The organism is Pedobacter sp. A2324 (assembly GCF_059693705.1).
On the sequence record NZ_JCASSK010000001.1, the window covers coordinates 228,755 to 241,125 of the forward strand.

9 protein-coding genes are annotated in these 12,371 nt (G+C 42.2%); all 9 read left to right on the forward strand.

Annotated features, from left to right (window positions below):
- Position 1: 1 nt before the first annotated feature.
- The 9 genes from AC570I_RS01025 (at position 2) to ftsZ (ending at position 12,252) form a co-directional block, all read left to right on the forward strand.
- A complete protein-coding gene (locus tag AC570I_RS01025) occupies positions 2 to 1,459 on the forward strand; it encodes a UDP-N-acetylmuramoyl-L-alanyl-D-glutamate--2,6-diaminopimelate ligase (RefSeq protein ID WP_497403598.1) in 1,458 nt (485 codons plus the stop codon).
- Positions 1,459 to 2,706 (forward strand): phospho-N-acetylmuramoyl-pentapeptide-transferase, encoded by a 1,248-nt coding sequence (gene mraY / locus AC570I_RS01030; RefSeq protein ID WP_047798259.1) that lies wholly within the window; start codon positions 1,459 to 1,461, stop codon positions 2,704 to 2,706. The genes AC570I_RS01025 and mraY overlap by 1 nt, the downstream gene beginning before the upstream one ends.
- Before the next feature lie 17 nt (positions 2,707 to 2,723).
- Positions 2,724 to 4,115, forward strand: coding sequence for a UDP-N-acetylmuramoyl-L-alanine--D-glutamate ligase (gene murD / locus AC570I_RS01035; RefSeq protein ID WP_497403601.1), 1,392 nt, complete (start codon positions 2,724 to 2,726; stop codon positions 4,113 to 4,115).
- Between the two features lie 18 nt (positions 4,116 to 4,133).
- Positions 4,134 to 5,327, forward strand: coding sequence for an FtsW/RodA/SpoVE family cell cycle protein (locus AC570I_RS01040; protein WP_047798257.1), 1,194 nt, complete (start codon positions 4,134 to 4,136; stop codon positions 5,325 to 5,327).
- A 21-nt stretch (positions 5,328 to 5,348) separates the two neighbouring features.
- Positions 5,349 to 6,452, forward strand: coding sequence for an undecaprenyldiphospho-muramoylpentapeptide beta-N-acetylglucosaminyltransferase (gene murG, locus AC570I_RS01045; RefSeq protein ID WP_497403603.1), 1,104 nt, complete (start codon positions 5,349 to 5,351; stop codon positions 6,450 to 6,452).
- A 91-nt stretch (positions 6,453 to 6,543) separates the two neighbouring features.
- Positions 6,544 to 7,899 carry a UDP-N-acetylmuramate--L-alanine ligase gene (gene murC / locus AC570I_RS01050; protein WP_497403605.1) on the forward strand — a complete coding sequence of 452 codons (1,356 nt, stop codon included), beginning with the start codon at positions 6,544 to 6,546 and terminating at the stop codon, positions 7,897 to 7,899.
- On the forward strand, positions 7,892 to 9,121 hold the full coding sequence (locus tag AC570I_RS01055) for a cell division protein FtsQ/DivIB (RefSeq protein ID WP_497403607.1): 1,230 nt from the start codon (positions 7,892 to 7,894) through the stop codon (positions 9,119 to 9,121). The genes murC and AC570I_RS01055 overlap by 8 nt, the downstream gene beginning before the upstream one ends.
- A gap of 5 nt (positions 9,122 to 9,126) precedes the next feature.
- Positions 9,127 to 10,485, forward strand: coding sequence for a cell division protein FtsA (ftsA, locus tag AC570I_RS01060; RefSeq protein ID WP_047798253.1), 1,359 nt, complete (start codon positions 9,127 to 9,129; stop codon positions 10,483 to 10,485).
- Positions 10,486 to 10,617: 132 nt separating this feature from the next.
- Positions 10,618 to 12,252, forward strand: a complete 1,635-nt coding sequence (gene ftsZ, locus AC570I_RS01065) for a cell division protein FtsZ (protein WP_497404635.1) — start codon at positions 10,618 to 10,620, stop codon at positions 12,250 to 12,252.
- Positions 12,253 to 12,371: the final 119 nt, after the last annotated feature.

Here is a 12,371-nt window from a genome sequence, read left to right on the forward strand (position 1 = left end):
AATGCAACTACAAGAGCTACTTTACGGCATAACGATTAAAGAATTAGTTGGAAAAACCGATAGGGAAATCAATGCCCTGAATTTTGATTCGCGTAAGGTAGCGGAAGGGGATGTGTTCTTTGCAATTGTCGGTACGCTTTCTGATGGACACCAGTTCATTGACCAAACCGTTGCACAGGGTGCCGCTGTAATCATCTGTGAGAATTTGCCTGAAGTGCATGATTTCACGGTTACTTATATCAAAGTAGAAAATACTGCTGTGGCTTTAGGTATTATGGCGGGTAACTTCTTTGGTAATCCCTCAAAAGATTTGAAGCTGGTAGGAATCACCGGTACAAATGGTAAAACCACCATTGCAACCATTTTATTTAAGTTATTTAAAGATCTGGGTTATAAAACCGGCTTGCTATCCACTGTAGAGAATTACATCAACGATACGGTTGTGGTAGCTACTCATACTACTCCTAATCCAATTGCACTAAACCAATTGCTCAGGGATATGGTGGACGCAGGATGCGATTACTGCTTCATGGAAGTGAGTTCTCATGCGGTATCGCAACACCGTATAGAAGGGCTTACCTTTGCTGGGGGTGTTTTTTCAAACATCACACACGATCACCTCGACTTCCACAAAACCTTCGATGCCTATATCAAAGCGAAGAAAGCATTTTTTGATGGTTTGCCGAAATCAGCGTTTGCATTAACCAACACCGATGATAAAAACGGTATGGTGATGCTGCAGAATACCAAGGCTTACAAGAAAACCTATGCCCTAAAACAGCTTGCTGATTTCAAAGCAAAGATCATAGAAAATCAGTTCAGTGGCTTGCACCTGGATATTGATAATGAAGATGTATACTTCAAGTTGGTTGGTTCATTCAACGCCTATAATCTGTTAGCCGTATATGGCACTGCCTTACTTTTAGAGCAGGATAAATTAAAAGTGTTAACCCTGCTGAGCCGTTTAACCGGAGCCGAAGGCAGGTTTGATTATATCGTATCTCCGGATAAAGTGATTGGAATTGTGGATTATGCACATACTCCTGATGCTGTTCAGAATGTACTGAGCACCATTGCCAACATTAGAAAAGGCAATGAGCAGGTAATTACCGTAATTGGGTGTGGTGGCGATCGGGATAAAACCAAACGCCCGGTAATGGCGCAGGTAGCATGCGACTGGAGCGATAAAGTGATTTTAACATCTGATAACCCAAGGACTGAAGATCCTCAAACGATCATCAATGAAATGGAAGAAGGCGTATCGCCTACAAATAAGCGTAAAACTTTATCCATTTTAGATAGAAAGGAAGCAATTAAAACCGCCTGTCATTTGGCGAAAAGTGGTGATATCATTTTGGTAGCCGGAAAAGGGCACGAAAAATATCAGGAAATCAATGGCGTAAGGAACCATTTTGATGATAAGGAAATTTTACTGGAACAATTAAACCCGAACAGGTAATGTTATATTTATTATTCGAATACCTGCATAAGCACTATGACATTCCTGGATTAAGGTTGTTTCAATACATCACATTCCGTGCATCGGTCTCTATCATCCTGTCCTTGATTATCACTACAGTATACGGAAGAAGGCTGATTGATTTCCTGCATAAAAAACAGGTAGGTGAAACCGTAAGGAACCTGGGACTGGAAGGGCAGATGCAAAAACAGGGAACACCAACCATGGGGGGGATTATCATCCTGCTGGGGATTTTAATTCCGACTTTGCTTTTTGCAAATATCACCAATGTATATGTGATTTTAATGATCATCACCACCATCTGGATGGGTACAGTGGGCTTTTTGGATGATTACATCAAAGTATTTAAAAAGAATAAAGAAGGCTTGGCCGGTCGTTTTAAAGTGGTAGGCCAGGTAGGACTTGGATTAATAGTAGGTACTACGATGTACTTTCACCCGAATATCGTGGTGCGTGAAACGGTTCAGGACAATGTAAAGAATACCTCAAATGTGCCAATGGTATTGCGTCAGAAAGGGGAGACCTTTTATTATACCCAGGATGTGAAGTCTACCAAAACCAATATGCCTTTTTACAAGAACAATGAGTTCGACTATGCAAAGGTGTTGAAGTTTTTGGGTGGCGATTATCAGAAATATGCTTTTATCATCTTTTTGATTTTTACCGTATTCATCATCACAGCAGTATCAAATGGCGCAAATATTACCGATGGTATAGATGGGTTGGCAACAGGAACATCAGCTGTAATCGGAATTACCTTAGGGATTCTGGCTTATGTTTCAGGAAATACGGTGATGGCAGATTACCTGAACATCATGTACATTCCAAACTCTGCGGAGCTGATGATTTTTGCCGGTGCCTTTGTGGGTTCATGCGTAGGATTTCTGTGGTATAACTCTTATCCGGCACAAATTTTTATGGGCGATACCGGTAGTTTGGCCATTGGAGGAATCATTGCTTCTTTCGCTCTGATGATCCGCAAAGAACTTATCATTCCAATCCTCTGCGGGATATTCCTCGTGGAGCTGGTATCGGTTATTATGCAGGTCTCCTACTTTAAATACACGAAGAAGAAGTTTGGCGAGGGGAGAAGGATATTTTTAATGTCGCCCCTGCATCACCATTATCAGAAGAAAGGATACCACGAAGCAAAAATTGTAACCCGTTTCTGGATCATTGGAATTATGCTGGCCATCATCACCATTGTAACACTGAAATTAAGGTAAACCCACTACTATAATTAATGAGCACAAATTACAACATAGCACAAACAAGTACTCAGCCAGTGATGGCAGGGCAGGGCCGTGTGGTTATTTTAGGTGCGGGTGAAAGCGGTGTAGGTGCAGCAAAACTGGCGCAGCTGAAGGGCTTCGATGTTTTTGTGTCCGACTTCGGCCAGATCAGTGATAGTTATAAAGCAGCACTGGATCAACTTGGGGTTCCTTATGAATCTGGTTTGCATACCGAAGATCTGATCTTAAACGCTTCAGAAGTGATCAAGAGTCCGGGTATTCCCGCTACAGCACCCATCATTAAAAAGTTAAAAGAAAAAGACATCCCTGTGATATCAGAGATTGAATTTGCCGGAAGATATACCGACGCAAAGATGATTTGCATCACCGGATCAAATGGCAAATCCACTACCAGCCTGTTAACGTATCACATCCTGAAGAACGCAGGACTCAATGTAGGACTGGCAGGTAACATCGGTCACAGCTTTGCAGCACAGGTAGCCACTGAAAATTTTGAATACTACGTGCTTGAGATATCAAGCTTCATGCTCGACGATATGTTTGAGTTTAAAGCCGATATCGCCGTTCTGTTAAACATTACACCCGATCATCTGGATCGATACGATTATAAACTGGAGAATTACGCAGCATCTAAAATGCGTATCATCCAAAACCAGACAGCTGATGATGTATTCATTTATTGCCTCGACGACGCGGAAAGTATCAAAGCATTAGCACACACAAAGCCTTTGGCAACAAGCTATCCCTTTTCAATTGTAGATACAGTGGAGAAAGGTGCCTGCCTGCAGGAGGAGAATATACACATCCTTATTGAACCAAATAACGAACTAACCATGTCAATTTCAGAATTAGCCCTTCAGGGCAAACACAACATTTATAACTCCATGGCTTCAGGAATAGTGGCAAAGGTATTAGAGTTAAGAAATGATTCCATCCGTGAGAGCATGGGAAATTTCAAGAACATTGAGCATAGGTTGGAGCATGTGGCTAAGATATCCGGCATCGATTTCATCAATGACAGTAAAGCAACCAATGTAAATTCTACCTGGTATGCCCTGGAAAGCATGACCTCAGACGTAGTGCTGATTATGGGAGGGGTAGATAAAGGCAATGATTACAACATGTTGAAAGACCTGGTAAAAAGCAAGGTGAAAGCCATTGTTTGTTTGGGTAAGGATAACAAACGCATACACGACGCTTTTGAGGATGATGTGGAGGTGATAGTGAACACTTTTTCAGCTGAAGAGGCTGCTCAGATTGCTTTTCACCTGGCTAAACGCGGAGATGCGGTGTTGCTTTCTCCGGCATGTGCCAGTTTCGATTTATTTAAAAGTTATGAAGACCGCGGTAATCAGTTTAAAGCGGCAGTTAGAGAATTATAGTATAGGAGGCTAAAAAAGATGTTTCAGGCACTACTTAATAAAACAAAGGGCGATAGATGGATCTGGTTGATCATCATCCTGCTTTCGCTTATATCGGTAATGGCGGTATATAGTGCTACAGGAACGCTTGCTTATAAAAAAGGGGAAGCCGTTGAAAAGCTGCTCCTCACCAAACACCTTATTTTTGTACTCCTGGGTATTGGGATGATTTATATCGCCCATTTGCTCGATTACAGGTATTATGCGGGGATTTCAAAGATACTGATGATTGTAACCATACCCTTGCTTGTATATACGCTATTGTTCGGTACCAATCTGAATGATGCATCGAGGTGGGTAAAAATCCCGGTGATTGGTTTGACTTTTCAAACCTCCGATTTGGCGAAGCTGGCGCTGATCACATTTTTAGCCCGCATGCTAACCAAGAAGCAGGAGAACATCAAGAACGTGAAAGAGTCATTCATTCCCATTATGGGTTCTGTTTGCGTGGTGTTCGTGCTGATTGCATTAGCCAATTTATCTACGGCGCTGATGTTGTTTGGCGTAAGCATTTTGCTGTTGATCATCGGCAGGATCAGTATCAAACAGATTGCCATTGTTTGCGCAGGTGGCTTTGTATTATTGCTGTTTGTTTTCTTCCTCGGACCGCGGAGAAAAACATACATGTCACGTATCAATACGTTCATGCATCCTGAGATGCAGCATTCAGATAAAACTTTCCAGGCCGACCAGGCAAAAATTGCCCTGGCCACTGGTGGTGTTTTTGGTAAAGGACCAGGTAACAGTACCCAACGCAATTTCCTGCCACACCCTTATTCCGATTTTATTTTCGCCATTATTATTGAAGAATGGGGAACGGTGGGAGGAATTGCCATTATGATACTTTACCTGGTGCTTTTATACCGGTGTATTAAAATAGTAACCCGGGCGCCCAAGGCCTTTGGGGCTCTGCTGGCTGCTGGACTAAGTTTTAGTTTAACCATACAGGCTTTTGCTAATATGGCCGTAGCTGTTGGATTAGGCCCGGTAACTGGGGTGCCCCTGCCCTTGGTAAGTATGGGAGGAACTTCCATGATTTTTACCAGTGTGGCTTTTGGAATTATATTAAGTGTTAGCCGCGACGTAGAAGAAAATGCTACAGCGGGTTTGAAAGAAGATAAAGAGAAAGTTAAAAATAAAGTGATTGTTGGTGAGATACCGGCTTTTGGATAAATATCAATAGAAATTAAGTAAATGAATAATTCCCCAAAAATTATCATATCAGGTGGTGGCACCGGCGGGCATATTTTCCCCGCCGTAGCCATAGCCAACGCGCTTAAGCGTTTGGTGCCAGCCTGTGAAATTCTGTTTGTGGGTGCAAACGGCCGTATGGAAATGGAAAAAGTTCCTGCTGCCGGATATAAAATCATTGGCCTGAACATTAGTGGCATGCAGCGGGGTTCAATTGTAAAAAACCTGAGCCTGCCGTTTAAGATTATTGGCAGTGTGCGCAGGGCTATGCAGATCATCAATGATTTCAAGCCTGACGCGGTGGTGGGGGTAGGCGGTTACGCTTCAGGTCCCTTATTATACGCGGCCTCACTTAAAGGGATTCCTTACCTGATTCAGGAACAAAATTCCTATGCAGGGGTAACCAATAAGTGGTTGGGAAAAAAGGCTTCAAAGGTTTGTGTAGCCTTCGATGAGATGTCGCAGTTTTTTCCTGCCGACAAGATCCTGAAGACAGGAAACCCGGTGCGCAAGGAAGTGGTCGAAATAAAAGGAAAACATCATGCAGGTGCTGAACTTTTAAAGCTCGACCCCCTAAAGAAGACCATTATGGTAACCGGCGGAAGCCTTGGAGCAGGGACATTAAATAAAGCAATTGAAAAGCATTTGCCGGAAATCATCGCACAGGATGTGCAGGTGATCTGGCAAACGGGGAAATATTATTACAAGGGAATCATCGAACGTCTAGGTCTGGAGTATCATCCTAATGTGCGCATCCTGGAGTTTTTGAACAAAATGGACCTGGCTTATGCGGCAGCGGATGTAATCATCAGCAGGGCAGGAGCGGGAACGATTGCTGAGCTTTGTCTGATCAAAAAGCCCGTGATCCTGGTGCCTTCGCCAAATGTTGCTGAAGATCATCAGACTAAAAATGCAATGGCGCTGGTTAAAAATGGTGCCGCGCAATTGATTAACGACCGCGCTGCCGAAGATACACTGGTGAAGGCGGCATTGGAATTACTCAATAATGAAGATCAAAGCCAAAGGCTTTCAGAAAATATAGGAAAAATGGCGTTACCGGCAGCCGATGAAATTATTGCCGGAGAAGTGTTGAAACTAATTAAATAGGGGTGAGGAACTAGATGTGAGATTTGAGATGTTGGTCGATGGGGCTGGTCTCAAATTTAATGTCTCAACTCTTACCTCTCGAGAAAAAAATATGGAACTAAGTAAAATAAACAGGGTCTTTTTTGTTGGTATCGGTGGTATCGGTATGAGCGCTATTGCCCGTTATTTTGCGAAACGTGGGCAGCTGGTTTCCGGTTACGATAAAACCAGAACCAAACTGACTGCAGCCCTGGAAGATGAAGGGATAACCATTACCTACGTGGATGAACTTTCAGCTTTGCCTGAAGCTTTTATCCGCAACGCTGAAGATACACTTGTTGTTTACACGCCGGCGATTCCTAAAGACGCTGAAATACTAAACCATTTCAGAAATAACGGATTTTCGCTTAAGAAACGCTCGGAAGTTTTGGGTATCATTTCTAAAGGAATGTTCTGTATTGGTGTGGCAGGTACGCATGGAAAAACCACTACCTCTTCGATTATTGCACATATCTTAAAAGATACCGGCTATGATTGTACCGCATTTCTGGGTGGAATTACCAGTAATTACAACAGCAATGTGCTATTCGGAGAGAACAATGTCATGGTGGTGGAGGCCGATGAATATGATCGTTCCTTCTTAACACTTCATCCTGATATCGCTGTCATCACTTCCATGGATGCTGATCACCTCGATATTTATGGTGACAAAAGCAATTTGGAAGAATCGTTCAGACTGTATGCAGGACAGATTAAAACCGCTGGTTCCCTGTACGCACGCGAGGGATTGCCTTTGGAAAACAGCATCAGCTATGCAGCCAGTGCAACAGCACAGGCCAGGGCGGAGAACCTTCGGGTAGAAGGGTCGAAATTTGTATTTGATTACCATGATGATAGCTATTCGATTCCGGATATCAGCTTGATGCTACCTGGTAAGCATAATGTAGAAAATACAACGGTGGCCATTGCGATTGCATTGCAGCTGGGTATTGATGCCGGAAAAGTAAAACAGGCGGTTGCAAACTTTAAAGGTGTAAAACGAAGATTTGAATACATCTTCGACAACGGCCGTCAGATTTATATCGATGACTATGCTCACCATCCTGAGGAGCTGAAGGCTTGTTTTGATGCGGTGAGACAACTCTATCCGGATAAAAAGCTGACAGTGATTTTCCAGCCACATCTTTTTACCCGTACAAGGGATTTTGCAGGTGAGTTTGCAAGTGTGTTAAGTACCGCCGATGAACTCCTGTTATTGGAAATTTATCCGGCGAGAGAATTACCTCTCGAGGGCATTAACGCAGCTTATTTATTAGATAAGATAAGCCTGGAGAATAAAAGGGTTTGTGAAAAAGACTTTGTGCTTCAATATGTGAAAGATACAAGGCCTGAATTGATTTTAACAGTGGGCGCCGGTGATATTGATACCATTATCGACCCCCTAAAAAATACATTACAAAATGCTTAAAAGAATAAACTGGAGCGCAATATTTACAGGTTTTGCCTGGCTGATTAGCCTGGCGGGATTGGTGGTGCTTTTCAGTTTCATCAATGTGAAAAAGCAGACGGTAAAATGCACAGATATTAAAATTTTGATTCCGGGAGCTGATAATTTTATCGAACGGGAAGAAATTGATGCCATATTAAAAGAGGACCAGGGTGTATTGCTTGGCAGAAACATTGAAGGTATCAATATTCATCAGATTGAGAAGAAATTGCAATCCAATCCTTACATCGCTTTTGCAAAAGTGTATGTGGAAATGGATGGCGTATTGCACATCGAAGTAAAGCAAAGGCAACCTGTTGTGCGGATACTAAACAATAGTGGTCAGGATTTTTACATCGATAACGATGGCTTGAAGATGCCCATATCTTCAAACTTTACTGCAAACGTACTGGTTGCAACAGGAAATATTACCGAGGTGTTTGGCAGCCGGGTAGATACCTTGCATACTAAACTGGCCCATGATCTATACAAAACCGCCCTCTTCATTAAAAGAGATACGCTGTGGGATGCGCAGATTGAGCAGATTGTAGTTGACCAGAAAAATGACATCGAATTGGTACCCAGAGTGGGTAATCAGCGTATTATTCTGGGTAATGCCGACTCGCTGGAGAAGAAAATGACCAACTTGCTGTTGTTTTACAAAAAAGCTATGCCGCAGGTGGGTTGGGAAACGTATAGAACGATCAATATCAAGTATACCAATCAGGTGGTATGCGAAAAAAGAGATTCGACAGAAATTGCAAGAAAGACAAAAACAATTTCTTCGGCAGACAGTTTGAGAATACGACAAAAAGTTTCTGATTCGCTGATTAAAACCATGATCAGCGATGAGCCTGTAGTGACGGCAACGCCCGCAGCACCTAAAAAGATGGACGTGAAACCAATGCCAAAAAAGGAAGAAACAAAAAAGGAACAACCTAAAAAAGCAGAACCAAAGAAAGCTGAAGTGAAAAAGGTTGATCCGCCGAAGACGGATTTGAAAAAAACTCAGGTCATTGCAGCTGTAAAACCGAAAGAAACGACGACACAACAGAAGAAAACAATAGATAACAAAAACAAGCCTAAAACTGGAACCAGTACTGCAAAAGCATCCTTAAGTGCAGCAGAACTCAAAAAACAGAAAGAAGCAAGAGAAAAAGAAATCAGAGCCCTAGAAAAACAATATAAAACTCAGCAAAATTAACAAATATGGACAAGGCAAAATTTACCAGTCAGTCGCCCATTGTAGTAGGATTGGATATCGGTACTACAAAAATATGTGTTATCGTTGGTCGCAGAACACAACACGGTAAGATCGAAATATTAGGAATAGGGAAGGCGGAATCGGCAGGTGTTACACGTGGAGTAGTTTCTAACATCCAGAAAACCGTACAGGGCATTGCTCAAGCAGTTGAAGTAGCAAGCGGACAATCCAATGTAGAAATACAGGTGGTAAATGTGGGTATTGCTGGTCAGCACATTAAAAGCTTACAGCATAGAGGAATTTTAACAAGAAGAGAATTGAACAATGAAATCGGTAAAAAGGATATCGATAAGTTGATTGATGATATGTTCAAACTGGTAATGCCACCGGGTGAGGAAATCATTCATGTATTACCACAGGAATTTACCATCGATAATGAACCAGGTATCAAAGATCCGATTGGTATGGCAGGGGTTCGCCTTGAAGCCAACTTCCATATCATTTCAGGTCAGGTTACGGCGGTTAAAAATATCATTAAATGTGTTAATAATGCAGGATTACAAACTCAGGACTTAATTCTTGAGCCATTGGCGTCTTCAGAATCGGTGTTGAGCGAGGAAGAAAAAGAAGCTGGTATTGCATTAGTAGATATTGGTGGTGGTACCACAGATATTGCCATTTTTCATGAGGGAATTATCCGTCATACCGCAGTAATCCCTTTTGGGGGCAACAGTGTTACAGAAGACATCAGAGAGGGCTGCTCTGTAATGCGTAACCAGGCTGAATTATTAAAAACACGTTTCGGATCTGCTCTGGCTGAAGAGAATAAAGAAAACGAGATTATATGCGTACCAGGTCTTCGTGGCCGCGAACCAAAAGAGATATCTGTTAAAAACCTGGCTTATGTGATTCAGGCCCGTATGGAAGAGATCATAGAGCATGTGTATTACGAGATCAAATCTTCGGGCTATGAGAAAAAGCTGATTGGCGGTATTGTGATTACAGGTGGCGGCGCATTGCTTAAACACTTATCACAAGCGGTTGAATATGTTACCGGTTTAGATTGCCGCATTGGTTATCCAAATGAGCATTTATCGAAATATGAAGAAATGCCAAAAACCATTTACGATGATTTGAAAAGCCCGATGTATGCGACCAGTGTGGGCCTTTTGATTAAAGGTATTCAGAAAGCAGAAGAGCTGATGGAAGAAATGAAACAGCCGGGCGTTTTTGTAGAAAAACCAAAAACCATTAAAGAAAAAGAGAAGCGTGGACCAGGTTTATTCGATAAATTGCTTGCCAAAACCAGAACATTTATTCAGGATGACATGAATGTAAGCGATGAAGATTACCTGAAAAGCTAGCGATAATTTTCAACATAAAGGGAGTTTTCCACATTTCTAACAATTGTGGAAAACCTCTGTTGAAAAATTGTTAATATTACATTGAGTAATGAACAGAATTTAAAACTTTTTAAACAACTGATTCATAAAGATATGCAGTTCGAAATGTTAAAAGATAAGTCTTCAATCATCAAGGTAATTGGTGTTGGAGGCGGTGGCGGCAACGCAGTAAACCATATGTACCTGTCTGGTATTACGGGTGTGGACTTTATAATTTGTAATACCGATGCTCAGGCTTTGGAATCCAGCCCAATTCCCAACAAGGTACAGCTAGGTGCTAGTTTGACCGAAGGAATGGGTGCGGGCTCTATCCCTGAAGTGGGTAAAAACTCAGCTATTGAGAATATCGATGATATCAAAGCTATGCTGGGAAATACTACTAAGATGTTGTTTATTACAGCAGGAATGGGTGGTGGAACCGGAACTGGAGCATCACCGATTATTGCCAAAGCGGCGAAAGAGCTTGATATCTTAACAGTAGCCATCATTACCACTCCTTTTTCTTTCGAAGGTAAACGACGCAGACTTCAGGCCGATGAAGGTATGGAAGAGCTTAAGAAATATGTGGATTCTTACCTGGTGATCTCAAACGATCGCTTACGTGAGATCTTCGGAAACCTTACCTTAGGTTCAGCTTTCGGTCAGGCTGATGATATCTTAACCACTGCGGCGAAAGGCATTGCGGAAATCATTACCGTTCCGGGATACATCAACGTGGATTTTAAAGATGTGCGTACTGTAATGAAAGAGAGCGGTGTAGCCATCATGGGATCGCATGCAGCTGAAGGTGACGACCGTGCTTTACAGGCAGTGGAAGGTGCTTTGGCATCTCCATTGTTAAAAGACAGTGAAATTGAAGGCGCCCGTTATATTTTGCTGAACATCAGTTCTGGTGTTCGTGAAGTAACAATGGATGAGGTTTCAATCATTACCGATTATATTCAGGAAAAAGCAGGTTTATCAGCAGATTTAATCTGGGGTAACTGTACTGATGAATCCCTGGGGGATAAACTTTCTGTAACGATTATTGCTACAGGATTCCAGACTTCAGAAGAGCGTGTTCACGAGGAAAAAAACAAAAAGAAAATTTCTTTATTAACGCCTGAAGAAGCGCCACTTGTTCGCCCGGTGGAGCCGATGAACTCTTTCATCCAGCCAAAAACAGTTACACCGTCTTACGAGCCGGTTCTGAAAACTAAGGAAGAAGCACCTCAGGCAGATTTATTCGGTGGTGTGTTCAATAAATCAGAAAAGCAAGGTGCGCAGGAATCTGAGCCTGCAATCGTTCGCCACACTTTAATGGAAGAAGAGCCACAGGCTGAAGAGCCAGGTGAAACTGGTTTTGAATTTGAAGTGAAACTGGCTGAAACCAATTTTGTTTTCGAAACCCCGGTTGCAGAAACATTTGCTATTCCTGAACCAGAGCCGGAAGTAGAAATGCCTGTAGTTGGTCTTGACGACGATAAAAACGATGAATCAATGGAAGAGCAATTGAGAAAATCGAAAGAACGTATTCTGCGTTTAAAAGATTTGAGCATGAAATTGCGCACCACTAATGGTTTACAGGAATTGGAAAACGAACCTGCTTACAAGCGCAAACAAATGCAGTTGCAACAGGTTCAGCATTCATCAGAATCCCAGGTAAGCCGTTTCACGTTAAGCAATGATCAGGATGGCGGTACTGAAATCAGGCCTAATAATTCTTTCTTACACGATAATGTTGACTAGATCAAACCAAGTATAATTTTTAAAGCCCCGGGTTAACCGGGGCTTTTTTGGCATAAAATTAGAGTGTTAAAAAGTCTTAATTGACAAGTCAGCGATTAATCTGGTTGATTTTAAGCCGA